Source organism: Corynebacterium suranareeae (assembly GCF_002355155.1).
In the GTDB taxonomy this organism is placed as follows: domain Bacteria; phylum Actinomycetota; class Actinomycetes; order Mycobacteriales; family Mycobacteriaceae; genus Corynebacterium; species Corynebacterium suranareeae.
The window spans coordinates 1,695,564-1,714,442 of record NZ_AP017369.1 but is presented as its reverse complement, the minus strand read 5'-3'; the positions used below and the strand labels follow the sequence as shown (position 1 = coordinate 1,714,442).

The 18,879-nt window shown below is 51.7% G+C and carries 16 protein-coding genes; 14 read left to right on the top strand and 2 right to left on the bottom strand.

Annotation, left to right across the window (positions count from 1 at the left end; genetic code table 11):
* The first annotated feature begins 19 nt into the window (after positions 1–19).
* The 10 genes from N24_RS08075 (at position 20) to N24_RS08030 (ending at position 12,261) form a co-directional block, all read left to right on the top strand.
* Complete coding sequence (locus N24_RS08075; RefSeq protein ID WP_096455908.1) at positions 20–856, top strand: tRNA (adenine-N1)-methyltransferase; 837 nt, start codon at positions 20–22, stop codon at positions 854–856.
* Between the two features lie 33 nt (positions 857–889).
* Entirely contained in the window at positions 890–2,473 is a 1,584-nt protein-coding gene (arc, locus tag N24_RS08070) for a proteasome ATPase (protein ID WP_197702383.1), read from the top strand.
* Complete coding sequence (gene dop / locus N24_RS08065; RefSeq protein ID WP_096455906.1) at positions 2,474–4,009, top strand: depupylase/deamidase Dop; 1,536 nt, start codon at positions 2,474–2,476, stop codon at positions 4,007–4,009.
* A gap of 233 nt (positions 4,010–4,242) precedes the next feature.
* Positions 4,243–4,437, top strand: a complete 195-nt coding sequence (locus tag N24_RS08060) for a ubiquitin-like protein Pup (protein WP_096455904.1) — start codon at positions 4,243–4,245, stop codon at positions 4,435–4,437.
* Between the two features lie 41 nt (positions 4,438–4,478).
* On the top strand, positions 4,479–5,891 hold the full coding sequence (gene pafA / locus N24_RS08055; RefSeq protein ID WP_231911069.1) for a Pup--protein ligase: 1,413 nt from the start codon (positions 4,479–4,481) through the stop codon (positions 5,889–5,891).
* Between the two features lie 24 nt (positions 5,892–5,915).
* Positions 5,916–6,890, top strand: a complete 975-nt coding sequence (locus N24_RS08050; RefSeq protein WP_096455900.1) for a helix-turn-helix transcriptional regulator — start codon at positions 5,916–5,918, stop codon at positions 6,888–6,890.
* 3 nt (positions 6,891–6,893) lie between these two features.
* Positions 6,894–7,877: a helix-turn-helix transcriptional regulator gene (locus tag N24_RS08045; RefSeq protein ID WP_096455898.1), complete on the top strand. Its 984-nt coding sequence runs from the start codon at positions 6,894–6,896 to the stop codon at positions 7,875–7,877.
* A 106-nt stretch (positions 7,878–7,983) separates the two neighbouring features.
* Entirely contained in the window at positions 7,984–8,313 is a 330-nt protein-coding gene (gene tatA, locus N24_RS08040) for a Sec-independent protein translocase subunit TatA (RefSeq protein WP_096455896.1), read from the top strand.
* Between the two features lie 188 nt (positions 8,314–8,501).
* A complete protein-coding gene (gene tatC, locus N24_RS08035) occupies positions 8,502–9,446 on the top strand; it encodes a twin-arginine translocase subunit TatC (protein ID WP_096455894.1) in 945 nt (314 codons plus the stop codon).
* A 25-nt stretch (positions 9,447–9,471) separates the two neighbouring features.
* Positions 9,472–12,261 carry a DEAD/DEAH box helicase gene (locus N24_RS08030; protein ID WP_096455892.1) on the top strand — a complete coding sequence of 930 codons (2,790 nt, stop codon included), beginning with the start codon at positions 9,472–9,474 and terminating at the stop codon, positions 12,259–12,261.
* Positions 12,262–12,268: 7 nt separating this feature from the next.
* Here the strand turns inward: N24_RS08030 and N24_RS08025 are convergent, their stop codons facing one another.
* On the bottom strand, positions 12,269–12,910 hold the full coding sequence (locus N24_RS08025) for a trypsin-like serine protease (protein ID WP_096455890.1): 642 nt from the start codon (positions 12,908–12,910) through the stop codon (positions 12,269–12,271).
* 29 nt (positions 12,911–12,939) lie between these two features.
* Between N24_RS08025 and N24_RS08020 the strand changes: the two genes are divergently transcribed.
* From N24_RS08020 to cbiE, 3 genes are read left to right on the top strand one after another with little or no spacing between them, the layout of a single operon-like run.
* Positions 12,940–14,079 (top strand): M24 family metallopeptidase, encoded by a 1,140-nt coding sequence (locus N24_RS08020; protein ID WP_096455888.1) that lies wholly within the window; start codon positions 12,940–12,942, stop codon positions 14,077–14,079.
* Positions 14,076–14,816 carry an SDR family oxidoreductase gene (locus tag N24_RS08015; RefSeq protein WP_096455886.1) on the top strand — a complete coding sequence of 247 codons (741 nt, stop codon included), beginning with the start codon at positions 14,076–14,078 and terminating at the stop codon, positions 14,814–14,816. The genes N24_RS08020 and N24_RS08015 overlap by 4 nt, the downstream gene beginning before the upstream one ends.
* Before the next feature lie 41 nt (positions 14,817–14,857).
* A complete protein-coding gene (cbiE, locus tag N24_RS08010; protein WP_167382063.1) occupies positions 14,858–16,138 on the top strand; it encodes a precorrin-6y C5,15-methyltransferase (decarboxylating) subunit CbiE in 1,281 nt (426 codons plus the stop codon).
* Here the strand turns inward: cbiE and N24_RS08005 are convergent.
* Positions 16,104–16,880, bottom strand: coding sequence for a hypothetical protein (locus N24_RS08005; RefSeq protein ID WP_096455882.1), 777 nt, complete (start codon positions 16,878–16,880; stop codon positions 16,104–16,106). The two genes, cbiE and N24_RS08005, sit on opposite strands and share 35 nt — an antisense overlap.
* Positions 16,881–16,918: 38 nt before the next feature.
* On the opposite strand from N24_RS08005, the gene N24_RS08000 reads away from it, so the two are divergent.
* Positions 16,919–18,226 (top strand): lipase family protein, encoded by a 1,308-nt coding sequence (locus N24_RS08000; RefSeq protein WP_167382062.1) that lies wholly within the window; start codon positions 16,919–16,921, stop codon positions 18,224–18,226.
* The last annotated feature ends 653 nt before the right edge of the window (positions 18,227–18,879 follow it).

Sequence of the window (18,879 nt, the reverse complement as noted above, 5' to 3'; positions counted from 1 at the left end):
GAAGAGAAAGTGAGGGCACATGCCCTACTCAGGTCCGTTCCAAGCTGGCGACCGCGTTCAGCTCACCGACGCTAAACGACGCCATTTCACCATCATTTTGGAACCAGGCACCACCTACCACACCCACCGCGGACAAATTGCACACGATGACATCATCGGTGCAGACGAAGGCACCGTTGTGCAGTCAACCATGGGGTCTGATTATCTGTGCTTCCGCCACCTTATGGTCGACCATGTGTTGAGCATGCCTCGCGGCGCGGCTGTTATTTACCCAAAGGATTCCGCACAGATTTTGGTCGAGGGAGATATTTTCCCAGGTGCTAGGGTGCTGGAAGCAGGTGCAGGATCAGGTGCGCTGTCTATGGCGTTGCTGCGTGCTGTGGGTGAAAAAGGCAATGTGATCTCCTATGAAATCCGAGAGGATCATTTGGAGTACGCGGTATCGAACGTCGAGGAGTACTTCGGTGAGCGTCCAGCTACCTGGGATCCTCGTTTGGGAGATCTCAAGGAAGTAACCGTTGATGATCTCGGTGGACCTGTGGATCGCATTATTTTGGATATGCTCGAGCCGTGGGAAATGCTGGAGACCTGCAAAGATCTCCTCATTCCAGGTGGTGTGTTCATGACCTATGTGGCTACCGTGCCGCAGCTGATGAAGGTTATGGAAGGTATTCGCGAGCAAAAGTGCTTTACCGAGCCACGCGCGTGGGAATCTTTGGTTCGTGATTGGAAGGTGGAGGGGTTAGCTACTCGCCCTGAGCACCGCATGAACGCCCACACCGCGTTTTTGGTGTTGACCAGGCGGTTGGCTGATGGTGTGGAGCCTCCACGCCCGCAACGCAAAGCACGCCGATAAAAACACCGGGTTAAAAGCTTCTAAAGGGTTAGAGTGGTGAACATGAGTTCACCAACTAATTCTTCAGCTTCTAACTCCTTTAGTGATTTTAACCGGGAGGAATTAACTCGGTTATCTGATGAGGTGCGTCAGCTCAAACGCACCAACTCAGACCTTGGGGCACGTAACTCTAAGTTGGCGGAGATGCTGAAATCTTCTCGGGATAAGTTGTCCGTTCTGTTTTCGCAGCTAGAAGATATGGCGCAGCCACCGTCGGTGTATGGCACCTTCCTCGAGAGTTCAAAAGATGGCTCCAATGCAGAGATCTTTGCGGGTGGACGTCGCATGCGGGTTGCAGTTTCTCCCATGTTGTGTGCTGCTGATCTTATGCCAGGTGTGCAAGTTCGTTTGGGGGAGGGCAATCAAGTCCTTGAGGCCTGTGACTTTGAGCAAACAGGTGAATTAGCCACGTTGATGGAGATGATCGGCCGGGATCGTGCCTTGGTGTCGGATAGGTCGGGGGAGGAGCGCGTCGTAAAGCTTGCTGGGCCTTTAATGGATCGCACCGCAAAGCTGCCGCGCCCCGGTGACACCCTGCTTGTTGACCGCAAAGCGGGCTACGCTTTTGAGGCGATTGCCAAAACAGAGATCTCCAGGCTTGCTCTGGAAGAAGCGCCGGATGTGTCCTACCAGGATATTGGTGGTTTGGATGAGCAGATTGAATTAATCCAAGATGCCGTTGAGCTGCCATTTTTGCATCCTGAGATGTACCGGTCCTATAACTTGCATCCACCTAAAGGTGTGCTGCTGTATGGCCCTCCGGGTTGCGGTAAAACGCTAATTGCCAAGGCTGTGGCTAATTCTTTGGCTAAGCGCATTGGGGAGACCGGAACGTCTTATTTCATCAACGTTAAAGGTCCAGAGCTGCTTAATAAGTATGTGGGTGAAACTGAGCGTCAGATCCGGGTGATTTTTGAACGCGCCCGTGAGCTAGCCGGGGATGGTCGCCCTGTCATAATTTTCTTTGATGAGATGGAATCAATTTTCCGTACTCGCGGCTCAGGTGTGAGCTCTGATATGGAAACCACTGTGGTGCCACAATTGCTCGCAGAACTAGACGGCGTGGAAGATTTATCCAATGTCATTGTTGTTGGTGCAACCAACCGCGAGGAATTAATTGACCCGGCTATTTTGCGCCCAGGCCGCCTCGATATCAAGATCCGCATCAACCGCCCCAACAAGCAGGGTGCTCACGATATCTTCACCCGTTATATCAATGACTCCATTCCGCTGGCGCAACCTGCTGAGGAGCTCATTGATCGCGCAGTGGAGCACCTGTTTACCCCGCGTCCCTATGTGCGTTTAACGCTTATTGATGGTTCAGTAGAAACACTGAATTACCACCACTTTGTCTCTGGCGCGATGATTGCCAATATTGTTGACCGTGCCAAAAAAGCTGCGATTAAAGCTCACATTGAGGGCACCAGCATTGGACTTACTGCGGAGCAATTAATCCAAGCCATTGATGAGGAAAACCAGCAAAGCGAAGACCTGCCTAATACTTCAAACCCAGATGAATGGTCCAGGATCACCGGACGTCAAGGCAAACAAGTTTCTCACGTGGAGGTAGTAATTTAAATGGCGCGTTTTATGGGGTCAGAGACCGAATACGGTATCTCCACACCGTCGGCTCCACTGTTAAGCCCAATTGTCACCTCCACACATGCCGTTGTTGCCTATTCCACCGCACGTGGTTTCGGTGAACACCGGGTGCGCTGGGATTATGCTCAGGAATCTCCCCTGCGAGATACCCGAGGGTTTGATCTTCGCCGTTATCACCAAGCACCTGTGGTTGACCCTCATGCCATTGGTGTAGCTAACGTGTTTGTGCCCAATGGTGCCCGCTTTTATGTGGACCACGCGCACCCGGAGTACTCCTCACCAGAAGTCACCAATGCCTGGGATGCCATGGTTTATGACGCAGCAGGAGATCATATTTTGCTCCAAGCTGTGGCTGATGTCGCTGGTTTTAGCAGCCAAAACCGCTCTGTATTGGATGGACATGATCCATGCCCGCCGCTGAAAATCTATAAAAACAATGTCGATGGCAAAGGTGCTAGTTATGGTTCGCATGAGAACTATCGCTATGCCCGCGACACCGATTTTGATGTATTGGCCCAAGCATTGATCCCGTTTTTTGTGTGCCGACAAGTAATCATTGGGGCTGGACGTGTGGGACTAGGCCAACAAGGTGATAAGCCCGGATTCCAAATTAGCCAGCGCGCAGATTATATTGAGCAAGAAATTTCACTGGAAACCACACTCAACCGTGGCATTATCAACACCCGTGATGAGCCACATGCAGATCCTGACCACTGGGGACGCCTGCATGTGATCATTGGCGATGCAAATATGTCGCAGACGGCAAACTTCCTAAAGTTCGGCATGACTTCATTGGTGCTTGATGCCATTGAAGCTGGTGTGGATTTTACTGAATTCACACTCAAAAATGCAGTGAAAGAAGTATCCAAGGTTTCTCATGACTTAAGCCTGACACACCGTTTGACATTGGCGAATGGCACTGAGCTTTCAGCCCTTGAAATCTTGCGGGGCTACTTGGATAAAGTGCGCTCCTTTGCTGAATCTGAGGTGGAACAACGCGTTGTTACCCAGTGGAACGAAGTGCTTGATCTGCTTGGCCAGGATCCGCTGTCTACTAGCCATCTGCTTGATTGGACAGCCAAACTCGCGCTTATTAAATCCTTTGAGGCACGCGGTCTATCTATCAGTGATCCCAAGATGTATCTGATCGATTTGCAATACAGCGATATTGATCCACATAAGAGTCTTTATCATGCACTTGTGTCTAAAGGTCGAATGGTCACACTGTGCAGTGCGCAAGATATCGCCGCTGCTGCAGCGACACCTCCGCAGGATTCCAGGGCATATTTCCGTGGTCGCGTGATGGATAAATTCGGCGACTCCGTGCTTGCCGCGAACTGGGAATCGCTAATTGTCGCTAACTCCACAGCGAGAGAGTACCGGGTACACACCAGTGGTCTTGATGGATTGACCAGGGAAAAAGTAGGGGAGTTGGTGGAAACTTCTCAGTCCATTGATCAGCTACTCGATGGGTTGGAAAGCCACGAACTGACCCCACTCACCGGCATTTAGACTATTTAGGGTAGCCTGAGTTAATGTTTAGGGGGTAATCCGCTTAAGGGTTATCCCTAGAATCACCTCAGGGGTGAGCCAAACCGCTATGAAGCACCCATGTGACGGCGCTAACGTGTGATGGATTAACGTTAAGTATTAGTTTGTTGCATGGTGTGGATGAGGATCGAATGCTTTTAAAAAAGGCAGTCAATTCTCAGAAGGACCGATTTACGGCAGGAGAGTGAGTTTAAGTGAACGCGAAGCAAACCCAAATCATGGGTGGCGGCGGACGTGAAGATGATTATGCTGAGGACTCCGCACAGGCCTCCGGACAGGTTCAAATCAACACTGAAGGCGTAGACAGCTTGCTGGATGAAATTGATGGGCTACTGGAAAACAACGCTGAAGAATTTGTTCGTTCCTACGTGCAAAAGGGTGGCGAATAGTCACTGTGAGTACCGTGGAGTCCGCATTAACCCGCAGGATCATGGGCATTGAAACGGAGTATGGCATCACCTTTGTAGATGGTGATACTAAAAAGCTTCGCCCGGATGAGATTGCACGAACAATGTTTCGTCCCATCGTGGAGAAATATTCCAGTTCAAATATCTTCATTCCCAATGGTTCTAGGTTGTATCTTGATGTGGGTTCCCACCCGGAATATGCCACCGCGGAATGCGATAACTTAACTCAGCTGATCAACGTGGAAAAAGCTGGTGATGTTATCGCAGATCGCATGGCTTTTGATGCTGAGAAAACGTTGGCGAAAGAAGGCATTGCAGGGCAGGTGTACCTGTTTAAAAACAATGTCGATTCCGTAGGTAACTCCTATGGCTGCCACGAAAACTACCTTGTGGGCCGCTCCATGCCGCTTAAGGCATTGGGTAAAAGGTTGATGCCGTTTTTGATTACACGTCAGCTAATTTGTGGCGCAGGCAGGATCCATCACCCCAATCCTGCGGATAAAGGTGAAACGTTTCCCTTGGGTTACTGTATTTCGCAGCGCTCTGATCACGTATGGGAAGGCGTATCAAGTGCTACAACTAGATCGCGCCCCATCATTAACACCCGTGATGAACCGCATGCGGATTCTCACTCTTATCGCAGACTCCACGTCATTGTCGGTGATGCCAATATGGCAGAACCAAGCATTGCGTTGAAGGTTGGCTCCACGCTGTTGGTGTTAGAGATGATCGAGGCTGATTTCGAATTGCCCAATTTGGAGTTGGCCAATGATATTGCCTCCATTCGTGAGATTTCTCGCGATGCCACTGGCTCTACTGTTTTGCAGCTGAAAGATGGCACCACGATGACTGCCTTGCAGATCCAGCAGGTGGTTTTCGAGCATGCCGTCCAGTGGTTGTCCGAGCGCCCCGAACCAGAGGTTTCCGGCACCTCTAATGAGGAAATGTCCCGCGTTGTGGATCTGTGGGGCAGAATGCTTCGAGCCATCGAATCTGGTGATTTCAGCGACGTGGATACTGAGATCGATTGGGTAATTAAAAAGAAGCTGATTGATCGTTTCATTCAGCGCGGGAATTTGGATTTGGATGATCCAAAACTTGCCCAAGTGGATTTGACTTATCACGATATTCGACCAGGTAGAGGCTTATTTAGCGTGCTGCAAAACCGGGGCATGATTAAGCGCTGGACTACCGATGAAGCCATTGCAGCTGCCATTGATACTGCACCTGAAACAACAAGGGCTCATTTACGCGGGCGGATCCTTAAAACTGCGGATAGTCTGGGAGTACCTGTGACTGTCGATTGGATGCGTCACAAGGTCAATCGTCCGGAGCCGCAATCTGTGGAATTAGGGGATCCTTTTGCCGTGGAGAACTCCGAGGTTGATCAGTTGATTGAGTATATGACCGTTAATGCGGACAGCTATCGCAGTTAGACCGCTTGTTCTTCGGAGGCCTTGATGTCGGATCGGAAGGAAGATCTCGAGCGTCAGATTAATTTGACGTTTGCGTTTTTAAGCGCCAACTCCTACTCCCGGAAGTTTCTCACCCAAGCGTGGATTAGGGACAATGTCGGTGATTATAAAGGCCTTTCCGATACCGCATTTAGAAAGAAACTCCAGCGCGATTTCGCCTATTTGCGCAGGGTAGGCGTGCCGATTGAACAGTTCATGGTCACCTCAGGTGTGGCTGAAGGTCAACAGGCATACCGCCTCGCGCAAGATTCCTATCAGCTTCCCGAGGTTGAATTCACCCCAGATGAGGCCGCGGTGTTGGGCATGGCGGGGGAGATGGGGCAAAACCAAGAGCTCGGCGCGTTCGCGCGATCGGGCTGGACCAAGTTGGCGGCAGCCGGTGCGCAGCGTGATCTGTCTACCTCCACGGCGATTACCAACGCCGGTGATTTGGGGTCTTTATCCGCGAAAACCTTGGACGCGATCATCAAGGCTAGGCACGTCGGCAAGCAAATTAGCTTTAACTACCGGCGCTCGCTGACTGATCCCGCGACCATCAGGCACATGGATCCGTGGGGGCTGGTGCCTGAGCGCGATCGCATTTACCTGGTCGGATTCGATTTAGACCGCCAATCGCCACGCACATTCCGCATCACCCGCATCAGCGACATCACGCTCGGCGCAGAATCCACGCACCCCATGCCCGAGGGCACCAACCTCCAAGACCTAGTACGCGCCCAACTGCGCACCAAAAGCATGCTTATCGACGCTACCCTACGCATCACACCGGACCGCGCAGTGGAACTGCGCGCCGCAGGGGTCGAGGGAGTAGATAACACATGGCATTTTAGCGATGTTGATCGTGATTGGTTGGTGCGCACTGCAGCAGCCCATGCACCTGAAGCCATTGTGCTAGAGCCTCAGGATGTTGTTGAAGATGTCGTAGCGCTACTGCGTGCAGCTATCAACGAGGTGGCATAAGACATGGCGAAATCATCAAATAAAGTCAGTGACCTGGCCCGTCAGCTTAATTTATTGCCCTATTTCACCAGGCATAAAGGCCGAACCGTCATGGAGGCTGCTCGTGATTTGGGACAACCCTCCACCCAAATCATGGAGGATCTAAACAGACTGTGGATGTGTGGTCTTCCGGGGCTTTTTCCAGGTGACTTGGTTGAATTAGACCTTGATTACAAAGAGGTCAAAGTCCACAATGCCCAAGGCATGGACAAACCTTTGCGCCTTACACCCACCGAAGCCGGTGTGCTGCTTTTGACGTTAGAATCCTTGGAATCTTTACCTGGGTTGGCCAAACAAGACGCCGTTATCTCTGCGGCCAATAAATTGCGCGCAATCATGGGGGAGTATTCCTCCACCGTTTTTGATTCCACCGGTGAAGACCAAGGCGCAGAAATTTTAGAAGTTATCCGTGAAGCCATGGATGTGGCCAAGCAGGTGAGCTTTGAATACCACTCCCACCGATCAGATAGCACCAGATTGAGGCAGGTGAGCCCAGCACATATTTTCACCCATGAAGGCGAAACCTACATCAAAGCCTGGGAAGAAGCTGAAAACGATTGGCGGACCTTTAGGCTTGATCGCATCCACAACATCGTGCTTCTTGACAGCAAAGCAATACGCCCCAAACGCGGAGCTGCGGTATCAACTGATGATCCATTCGACTTTGCTAAAGCCTCCGATGTTGCCACATTGTTGCTGCGTGAGGACGCAATGTGGCTGGCGAATTACATGGCCATGGATGTTGCTGAAGATAGTGAGCCCATCCAAGACGGTGATGGATTCAGCTGGTACACAGTTAACTTCCCGTTGCTTTCGAGGGGCTGGTTCATCCGTTTCGCGATTGGCCATGCTGAGCATTTAAAAGTAACTAGTCCTGAAGATCTTCAAAAATGTATAAACCAAAAGGCTTTTAGCGGTTTGTCGGCGTATGATCTTGACGTAGAGTAAGACCCAACAACAACCAATGTGCAAGGGTTTCATTCCTGGATAATACGGACACCCCACTTTTCCAGAAATGAACAAGCTTGTTTAATGTGAATTTGGAGTAGACCACATGTCCCTAGGACCTTGGGAAATTGCGATCATCGTTTTGTTGATCATCGTGCTGTTTGGCGCAAAGAAACTGCCAGATGCGGCACGTTCCATCGGCCGTTCCATGCGCATCTTCAAGTCTGAAGTCAAAGAGATGAACAAAGACAACGAGACCCCAGAACAACAGCAGCAGCCTCAAAACCAGGTTGCCCCAAACCAGATCGAGCCTCCTCAGCCTGTACAGCAGCCCAACTTTGAGCAGCACTACCAGGGTCAGCAGGTGCAGAATCCTCAGCAGCCACAGACCCCTGATTACCGTCAGAACTACGAGGACCCAAACCGTTCTGCATAGGTAAAAGTTTTTCTTTGCCTAAAAATCATCGCACCGTAACAGCTACCTTTTGTTGCGGTGCGTCGTAGTCTGTACATAAAACCGCAGGTAGGACGTTCAAGGAATTGGCTGAACAACAAAGCTCCGCAGTGGTGAAACGCCCCCGGAGGAAAATTTCTAAAAAGAAGAAGAGATCCCCCACAGGGGAGATGACCATTGTCGAGCACATCAAAGAGTTTCGACGCCGCCTGCTCATCGCGCTTGCCGGCATCTTGGTTGGTACCATCATTGGCTTTATTTGGTACAACACCTCCGTGTGGCAAATCCCTACATTAGGTGAATTGCTCAGGGATCCGTATTGTTCTTTGCCTGCTGAATCCCGCTGGGCCATGAGTGACTCAGAAGAATGCCGTTTGCTTGCCACCGGCCCTTTTGATCCCTTCATGCTTCGCCTGAAAGTAGCAGCACTAGTGGGAATGGTTCTAGGATCCCCGATTTGGCTTAGTCAACTGTGGGGATTTATCACCCCAGGTTTGATGAAAAACGAGCGCCGATACACCGCCATCTTCGTCACCATTGCCGTGCTGTTGTTTGTCAGTGGTGCTGTTCTTGCGTACTTTGTGGTGGCGTACGGCCTGGAATTCTTGCTCACCATTGGTGGCGATACTCAGGCAGCGGCACTAACCGGTGATAAATACTTCGGGTTCCTTCTTGCCTTGCTGGCGATCTTCGGTGTGAGTTTCGAGGTCCCGCTCGTCATCGGCATGCTCAACGTGGTGGGTATCCTTCCATATGACGCCATTAAAGATAAGCGCCGCATGATCATCATGATTTTGTTTGTCTTCGCCGCGTTTATGACCCCTGGTCAAGATCCATTCACCATGTTGGTTCTGGCGCTATCACTAACAGTTCTAGTGGAGTTGGCGATCCAATTCTGCCGAATCAATGACAAACGTCGCGTGAAGAATCGTCCCGAGTGGTTGGACAGCGATGACCTTTCGGCGTCCCCGTTGGATGTATCTTCTGGTGGAGAAGACGCACCAAGTCCAGTCGAAGCCCCAGAGGCAGTAGAGCCTTCGCAGATGCAAAAGCCAGGTGGGCAGGCGTCGATAAGCTATAAACCCGGGCGCGCGGACTTCGGTGACGTGCTCTAGGACCTAGCCAGGTACCCTTGGAGGTATGAGTTTTTCTGCCGAAAAGGGCACCCACCTTTCAGAGTTTGTCGCAGACCTGGGCTTTGATTTGGACGATTTCCAGATCAAAGGCTGCCAGGCTGTGGAAGAAGACCACGGTGTTTTAGTATGTGCGCCCACCGGCGCGGGCAAAACAATTGTTGGTGAGTTCGCAGTGTCCCTCGCTCTATCGCGGGGGACAAAGTGTTTTTATACCACCCCGATCAAAGCACTCAGCAACCAGAAGTACCACGATTTAGTGGCCAAACACGGATCAGATGCCGTGGGTTTGCTCACCGGTGATGTCTCCATTAACCACGATGCGGATATCGTTGTGATGACCACCGAAGTGCTGCGCAACATGATTTATGCCGGATCTTTTGCGTTAGAGCGCCTAAGCCATGTGGTCATGGATGAAATCCACTTCCTTGCTGATGCCTCCCGTGGCGCGGTGTGGGAAGAAGTCATCTTGAATTTGGATGATTCGGTTAACATCATCGGGCTATCAGCCACTGTGTCCAACTCCGAAGAGTTTGGGCAATGGCTCACCACTGTCCGTGGTGATACCCGCGTCATTGTCACTGATCACCGCCCAGTGCCACTTGATCAGTACATGATGGTGCAGCGCAAAGTCATGCCACTTTTTGAACCAGGTACTGATGGTCGGGTGAATAAAGAACTTGAGGCAACGATTGATCGCCTCAACAGCAAACAAAGTGAACAGGGACGCGCAGCGTATCGTTCTGGCGAGGGATTCCGCGCGCGCAGTAAAGGCGATAAACAGGATCACCGAACAGGTAAACCACGCGAACAAGATCGACACAGGCCTCTTGGTCGGCCAGAAGTGTTAAGCATCCTCAAAGGTATTAATATGCTGCCGGCGATCACGTTTATCTTCTCTCGAGCTGGATGTGATGGCGCGCTGTATCAGTGTTTACGTTCTAAATTAGTTCTCACAGATCAGGCAGAATCAGAAGAAATTGCCCGCATTGTCGACGCCGGTGTGGTGGGTATCCCTGAAGAAGACCTTCAAGTACTCAACTTCAAGCAGTGGCGTGCAGCATTAATGCGAGGTTTTGCAGCCCACCACGCAGGTATGCTTCCAGCTTTTAGACATATCGTAGAAGAGCTTTTTGTTAAAGGTCTTGTTCGCGCGGTATTTGCTACTGAAACGTTGGCCTTGGGTATCAACATGCCAGCGCGCACTGTCGTATTGGAAAAGATGGTCAAATTTGATGGTGAAGGCCATGTGGATCTCACCCCAGGCCAATACACACAGCTGACTGGCCGTGCGGGTCGACGAGGGATCGATACCTTGGGCAATGCGGTGGTGCAGTGGTCACCAGCACTTGATCCTCGCTGGGTGGCAGGTCTTGCCTCAACGCGTACCTATCCACTAATTTCTACTTTCCAACCGGGCTACAACATGTCGGTCAACTTGTTGAAAACCATTGGTTATGAGCCCTCGTTGCGCCTTTTGGAAAAATCCTTCGCACAGTTCCAAGCCGATGGATCAGTGGTGGGCGATGTCCGAGAAATTGAACGTGCAGAAGCCAAAGTGGCAGAACTGCGTGCGCAATTAAACAAAGAAATTGCTGCCACCAACCCTGCGGTACGTGAAGATCAAGATGCAGTGGACGTCTTCCTTGATTACATGCAGCTGCGGCGTGAACTTAACGAAGAAGAAAAACTCAACCGCAAACAAAGCATTGCAGATCGCCAGGTAGAAACCGTTCGGGTGTTATCCAAGCTGCAAATCGGTGATGTTATTGCCATGCCGGGTAGAAAACGACCAATTCTTGCTGTGGTGATGACACCTGCTAATCAAAGCAGAGATCCACGCCCGTGGGTGACTACTGAATCTGGATGGTCAGGACGCGTAGATGCAGAATCATTTACCAATCCTCCGATCACCATTGGTCACATGCGTCTTCCACGCCATGCCATTGAGGAACCACGCCGCAATGCCCGGCGCGTCCAGGAGCTGTTCCGCCGTGAGCATTTCAAACGCCCCAATAAGATGCGGGAGTTTGCTAGGGTTCGCCCGAATGCGACAGTGACGAAGTTGCGTGCTGCTATCAGAGATCATGAGGCACATCATTGGCCTGATCGTGAGCACCTAGCGCGTACGGCGGAACGCATGATCCGTAAAGAACGTGATTTGGCTCGGTTGACGGGCAATGTGGATAAAGCCAAGGAGACTCTGGGTAGGACCTTTGAGCGCATCTTGTCGTTGTTGAGTGAAATGGATTATGTGGATTACACAGATCCAGATAACCCAGTGATCACTGATGAAGGCGAGCGTTTGGCAAAAATCCACAGTGAGGCAGATCTGTTGGTGGCGCAATGTCTCAAGCGTGGCATTTGGGACAACCTTGATCCTGCAGAGCTTGCTGGTGTGGTGAGCATGTGTACGTTTGAAAACCGTCGGGAAACTGGTGGGGAAGCGCAGGCCGTTACTGAAAACATGGCTGATGCTATGAACAGTGTGGAACGGATTTGGGGTGAGTTGGTAGAAGATGAACGTCGTCACCGACTTCCTATTACCCGCCAGCCTGAGGCTGGTTTTGCTACCGCTATCCACCAGTGGGCATCGGGTGCGCCACTGGGATATTGCATGGCTGCTGCAGCTGAAAACGGTGCGGAATTAACCCCTGGTGATTTTGTGCGTTGGTGCCGCCAAGTTATTGATCTTCTTGAACAAGTGGCCAAAACTGCGTATCAAGATGACACCACGAGAGCTGCTCGTCAGGCGATTGATGCTATTAGGCGCGGCGTTGTAGCTATTGGTTCTTAAAGGCTTGTTAGTTGTGCTCTAATAAGTCCATGGCGTGAGCCAGCGCGGGTAAGTGCTGGGTTAATGTCGCAGCGGTTGCCACCCCGGTGTTAAAGCCACCGGGGTCAGAGATCATTGATTGGATTCCAGCCACACGGCCATCAACCAGCACTGGTCCACCGGAATCACCCTTAACGGCCTTTTCCGGCGAGTTATAGATCAAAACACCGTGGTGGACTCTGGTGATGCGATTTCTTGATACACCGTAGGGGATTGTAGAGATCACCCGCCCATGGATTTCCTTAGGGGTGGTGGCTGAAGGCTGCCCACCGAAACCGTACGTGATGGTTTTACTTCCCACATGAAGTGGTTTGTCTGTAATAAGCGGAAGCGGCATTGTTGGTGCTTTACCGTCTAATTTGATCAAACCGAGATCTGTGCCAAACACGGACAAACTTGTTGTGGCAGTAGCCGTGAAGTTTTGGCCCCTGATGTAGATGACTTTGGAACAGCTGCGCAGAAAGTGATCCGCCGTGAGGATGTACGTTGCCCGTTCTGAAATAGATGTCATAGAAGGAGCGAAGGTGTCTGTGACATGCTTTTTCGTGATCAACAGACCGCTGGCATAGCTTCCAGCAGATTTGATTCTGACAGTGTGGTTTGATCGCACACCTGTTAAGGCTACTAGGGTTAAACATTATGAGTGACCCTTCAACAAGTAATTTCCCATCATCGGTGTACGCGTCACGTCTTGCTCGTGCTCAAGAAGGTGCACGCACTGCTGGTCTAGATGGTTTAATCATTGGCACCGGCGCAGAACTTGCCTATCTCACTGGTAGTTGGATCTCCACCCATGAGCGTCTCACTGCGTTGGTTGTCCCCGCTACAGGTACAGCAACCATCATCCTCCCAGCCGTTGACCGAGGAGATCTGGCACTATCTGCGATCCCTGACTTGGAGATTAACGTGGCTGGTTGGGTTGACGGCGATGATGCCCATGAGTTGGCAGTAAAAGCACTTGGTGTTTCAACAGTCACCGCACTGGGTATTGGTTCCTCGATTACGGCAGATCACCTCATTCCGATCCACAACTTGGTGGGATCAACGTGCCGCATGGAACTGGCAGTAGAGGTATTGAAAGAACTCTTTGTCTCTAAAGACGAGGCAGAAATCGATCAGCTGCGCGGCGCCGGTGCAGCCATTGACCGGGTACACGCTCAAGTTCCAGGGCTTCTTGAAGCAGGACGCACTGAGGCAGACGTAGCAGCCCAATTAAACGATCTGATCCTCGAAGAACACTCCGAGGTGGACTTCGTGATCGTGGGTTCAGCTGAAAACGGTGCAAACCCGCACCACAGTTTCTCTGATCGAGTGCTGCGCAACGGCGATATCGTTGTCGTGGATATCGGAGGTACTTTTGGACCGGGCTACCACTCTGATTGCACACGCACCTACGTCGTGGGCGGCAACCCTGAGGACGCAGATGAAGAATTCACCAAGTTCTACCAGGTGCTCTACGAAGCACAGCTAGCTGCCGTTGCTCATGTTCGCCCTGGTGTAACCGCAGAATCTGTCGATGCGGTAGCTCGTGATCATATTGCTGCAGCAGGATACGGTGAGTACTTCATCCACCGCACTGGACACGGCATTGGTCTATCTACCCATGAGGAGCCCTTCATTATGGCGGGTAACTCACTCGTGTTAGAACCTGGCATGGCATTTTCCATTGAGCCCGGCATCTATATTGAAGGTCACCACGGTGCACGCATTGAAGACATCGTGGTTGTCACCGAAGATGGGTGCGAGACCTTAAACAACCAGCCAAAGGAACTGCGTTGAGCATTCTGCTGATTGGGGCGACCTCTGATATCGCAGGTGAAATAGCCACCCTTACCTGTGCAGGCCACGATATTGTTTTAGCGGCTCGTCGACCAGAGGCAACAAGCGCTTTGGTAGCTGATCTGAACAAGCTCGGTGCAACGTCTGTTCATGTGCTGCATTTTGATGCCACCCAACTAGGTACTCACCGTGAGCTTGTGAAAAAGGCCAAAAACCTAGCAGGGGAGATCTCCCTTGCCGTGGTGGCCTTTGGCATCCTAGGAAACCAAGAACAAGCAGAATCTGATGAAGCACACGCCACGACGATCGCCACGGTAGATTACACAGCTCAAGTATCTATGCTGACTGTTTTAGCCGATGAGCTCCGCGTACAAACTACTCCGGCGGCAATCGTGGCGTTTTCTTCCATCGCTGGGTGGCGGGCGCGCCGGGCGAACTATGTGTATGGATCCACCAAAGCAGGACTTGATGCCTTTTGCCAAGGTTTAGCCGATGCTTTGCATGGATCACACGTGCGGATGATCATCGCGCGTCCTGGCTTTGTGATTGGTTCTATGACAACCGGAATGAAGCCTGCACCGATGTCGGTGTATCCACACGATGTAGCCAAGGCAGTAGTAGATGCCTATACCACGAAGAAAAAGAGCACTACCGTGTGGATTCCTGGACGCCTTCGGGTTTTGGCTTGGATCATGCGGATGGTTCCCCGACCACTGTGGCGGAAGATGCCTCGTTAAAGCACAGGACGGATCAGGGTGTTTGTCTACAATAAGTGGTTATGAGCCAACCGATGTCAACACCCGACTCTGCTCCAGGTCAAGAGCGCAGCCACTTTGCAATAGTTGGTGATTCCCAGTATCCTGCCCAGGCAACAGCGCCTAGGGAGCCTGCGGAATCAATAACGCTAATTGGCATTGGCACTGATGGCTTTGAAGGCTTAAGCCTTAAAGCGCAGCAAGCTTTACGACGTGCCTCTGTGATCATCGGTTCGTGGCGCCAATTAAACCTTGTGCCCGATGAGATCAAGGCAGAGCGTCGCCCTTGGCCGGGAAATACCAAACGGCCTGATCTAGACACCTTATTTAAAGAGTTTCAAGGCACCCATGTCGCTGTTCTAGCATCAGGCGACCCACTATTTTATGGCGTGGGCACAGCAATGGTGCGAGTGCTGGGCATCGATAACCTCACTGTTATTCCAGCGGCTTCTTCGGCTTCTCTAGCGTGTGCCCGGTTGGGGTGGACGGTTAATCGCACCCGAGTTGTCTCTTTAGGGCATGAACCCATCGAAGCGCTGATCCCCATTATTGAATCAGGCGCACAATTCCTTGTCCTGGGCAAAGATGAATTTAGTGCGGTGCAGGTAGCTAAGTTATTAAACGAACTCGGGCTAGGGGAGACACCACTTACTGTGTTGAGTGATCTAGGTAGTACTGATGAGGAGATCGCCCATGGTACAGCCAACAATCCACCAGCTGCAGTGTCGGTGTTAAATGTGATTGCTGTTGGAACCCGGACTGCTTTGCCAAAGCCTCGCTTTGAAGGCGATGTGTTAGATGAAGATCTTCGATCACTAACTGTGGCCGCATTAGAACCTCTCCAGGGGCAAATGCTGTGGACATGTGGTGATCCCGGAGCAGCAATCGCCTGCGATTGGCTTAGAGCTGCCGGCAATAAAGCTCACGCGATTAGTTTTGGCTCCATGGTTGATCAAAGCCTAAGAAATGCCCGCACCATGGGAGTATCCACCCTGAGTGTCAAAGATACGTTATCGCCAAAAACGCTGAAAGATATCCGATATGTGCAAGGACCAGAATCAGCAAGCCCACACGCCATCTTCATCAACAAAGGTTTAAACATCGATCTGGTTCCTGAAACCGCATGGATGATGCTGCGCCCCGGAGGAAAACTCATCGCGCACGCCACCACAGCAGAAACCACCGCACTATTGCATACACTCCAGCAACAACACGGCGGGATCATCAAACACATCCGCATCGACGACACAGATGTGCACCAATGGCGGGTTACAAAGCCGGTGACTCCAGAAGCGGTGAATTAGCATCAAAGATTAACCCCATCGGTGCAAGGACCTTCACCACCTGTTCTGCAACAACTTCATGCAAATCATGAATGATCAACGAATTCCATGGGGTAATAGTTGTCTCCGCTTCAATAACGGCAATAAACCGAGCCAAACGAGCCTCAACCCGACCACCTGGAATACCCGCACCCAAATTCACCACGCCGTCATGTTCCAACCACCCAATCGGCGCTGGATTGCCCTGTGGCTTAGGTAAAGCTACAGGCGCCACTGGAGTACATAAACCAGCGACACCCTCCATCGACAACTCTGGAGTCTTAGCCAAACCATGCGCCACCTCAACCACCTCATCCGGTGCAACAGCAAAACCAGTAGGCGTGCCGTTGAGAATTAAGTGGAAGGAGGCGTCGACAAGCAAAAAACCCACATCAAAGCGCTGCCTTAAAATCGCGCCGTCACCAGCATCCAACCCCACCGAAAAATCGCGGCGCACCGCGCCCGCAATCTCACGCGCAAGCGACACAAAATGCCCCGGCGTGGCCACCACCGTCGCGCACGGCGCAGACTCAACAAACGAACCCCCACGCACCTGACACTGCGCAGAAGACGTCACATAAATCACACCATCACCCTGCGACTCAGCAACATCTGCCAACATCTCCCACTCAGACGCCCCCACACGCCCCGCCGGAAAATGAACCGTCCCCACAGACACACCCGCATCAACAGAAACAGACTGAAAAACCACATCACTAGACATGCGCGTAATCCTAACCTGCGCACACTACTGTGGCCGATATGGGCTACACCAACCTCAACGACACACAGGTCTGGCGCGCCGGGTCATGTGATGCTTGGCGGCGGACAGTTTTACCCCTCATCCAGCAGGGAAGTGGAGCCGTATTTCGGCGCATCGTGGGACTGTCTCCCCGGCCCGGGCGAGCACCTGGTTTTGAGGATGTGCCAGATTTCGGAGCGGCAGTTCGAGTGCCCGGCCTTGAACACGGCACGGTAGTCAATGCTGCTCCCTTGAAAGTGCTCGGCGCACGCGGCGAACCAAACCCGGCAAGCTCCTACCGATTTGAATACATTACTGGCGATTCCGCAGGGAGAGCAATCACCGCAACCGGCGCTGCCCTATTTTCCAGCAGGCCTTGGCGATACGGCACACGCCCAGTTATTGCCATGGCGCCATCCACCCAAGGAGTCGCCCAACACTGCGACCCCTCACATACCTGCGCGATCGGACTCAACGCCTTCTACGACAAACCACTAGATGCCATAATCGCCTACGAACTCCCAGTAATCCTCTGGTTTCTAGCCCACGGACTAGACGTAGTATTTACCGATTACCCCCGCGACCCCATTGCCGGCATCCAATACTATTGCGATTCCATCACCGCAGCTAAATCGCTTCTCGACGCCGTCCTCGCCTCCTATCAGCTCGGCCTTTCACCGGAGGCACCACTTGGTCTGTGGGGATTTTCCCAAGGTGGTGGAGCCACCGGCTGGGCTGCACAATTGCCAGATTATGCCCCAACCGTGCGCCCGCAGGCAGCTGTAGTGGGAGCCCCACCGGTAGACCTTTTTCGCGTGTTGGACACCGTCGACGGCGGCCTACTCACCGGGGTTATTGCCTATGCGATTGCCGGACTCGGTGCGAGTTCTGTCGAGATGTTCAATGAAATCTCTCCAGTTCTAAATGAACGCGGCAAAAGAGATGTGCTGAAAAATATCACCAGCTGCGCGGGAGGATCCCTTTTGACCAGTGGATATACCTCTACTGCGTCGTGGACTAACTCAAGGAAACCGTTAGCAACCATCCTTGATGATCTACCACTTGTAGTCGCCGAATTTAAGAAACAAAAACTAGGCAGGATCGCACCAAACATCCCCGTGCTGCTCTGGGGTTCTCAGCATGACGATGTCATCCCAATTGAGCCCATTAAGACACTGCGTGATGAGTGGTCCGACAAGGGAGCACAGTTGACCTGGCATGAATCCCGTGCACCGCGAGTCCCAGGGCGAACAGGCATAAACCACTTCGGTCCGTATTTCAGAAACTTACAAAAGTACTCAGGATGGTTAATGGATCGCCTTGTCTGAGTGCCGCTTGACTTTCCTATGTGCAGTTCTGGTGGTTCTAAGTGGGGCAGTATCTGAAACCCGTCATATTTGACCAAATCCATAGGTAGAACAAGGGATTCTTGGTCAGCAGATGAAGTTTACAGTCCTAGATATGGGCGTATTTGACCAAGAATTGCTTTTCCCGAAGCGTGTTTGGTCACCAGGTGAAGTGAGACGAAAAACAGCTCAAAGAGGCCAGGAAAAGTGACCTCACAGAATCGCGCCTAACGGCTTTTTGGTCTGCAGACGATACAAACACTCATCCGAAAACTTAGAGCCCTTAAACAAGCTATAAACACCTCATGCCCGCAGTGGTTTCTTATGTTCGATTTCACGGTGTCGAGTTCTCAAGCTCAATACCTTGAACTCAATTTCATAAGCTCAATTTCCCGCGGTTTTTGGTGATTTTCCTAGCGGTCTCGCAGTTAAGAAATTGAGTGCGAGGTCTCGAAAGTGTGATCTCGAACTTAAAGAAAACCCCAAGGCGTAGCTGCACAAGTACTATAGCGCGACTTCACATTAGCGACTTCACGTGCTCAACTTCTTAAGAGGCGACATCACTGCGAAATCAGCCCATCGCCGAGGGAAGTCGACCACGTGAAGTCACCTGTTAAGAAGTCGCCCTAATCAGA

Coding starts and splice junctions, on each gene's coding strand:
- N24_RS08005 (WP_096455882.1), bottom strand. CDS start 16,880: ATGTCTAGTGATGTGGTTTTTCAGTCTGTTTCTGTTGATGCGGGTGTG.
- tatA (WP_096455896.1), top strand. CDS start 7,984: ATGTCCCTAGGACCTTGGGAAATTGCGATCATCGTTTTGTTGATCATC.
- N24_RS08075 (WP_096455908.1), top strand. CDS start 20: ATGCCCTACTCAGGTCCGTTCCAAGCTGGCGACCGCGTTCAGCTCACC.
- N24_RS08030 (WP_096455892.1), top strand. CDS start 9,472: ATGAGTTTTTCTGCCGAAAAGGGCACCCACCTTTCAGAGTTTGTCGCA.
- N24_RS08000 (WP_167382062.1), top strand. CDS start 16,919: ATGGGCTACACCAACCTCAACGACACACAGGTCTGGCGCGCCGGGTCA.
- pafA (WP_231911069.1), top strand. CDS start 4,479: ATGGGCATTGAAACGGAGTATGGCATCACCTTTGTAGATGGTGATACT.
- cbiE (WP_167382063.1), top strand. CDS start 14,858: ATGAGCCAACCGATGTCAACACCCGACTCTGCTCCAGGTCAAGAGCGC.
- N24_RS08020 (WP_096455888.1), top strand. CDS start 12,940: ATGAGTGACCCTTCAACAAGTAATTTCCCATCATCGGTGTACGCGTCA.
- tatC (WP_096455894.1), top strand. CDS start 8,502: ATGACCATTGTCGAGCACATCAAAGAGTTTCGACGCCGCCTGCTCATC.
- N24_RS08045 (WP_096455898.1), top strand. CDS start 6,894: ATGGCGAAATCATCAAATAAAGTCAGTGACCTGGCCCGTCAGCTTAAT.
- dop (WP_096455906.1), top strand. CDS start 2,474: ATGGCGCGTTTTATGGGGTCAGAGACCGAATACGGTATCTCCACACCG.
- N24_RS08050 (WP_096455900.1), top strand. CDS start 5,916: ATGTCGGATCGGAAGGAAGATCTCGAGCGTCAGATTAATTTGACGTTT.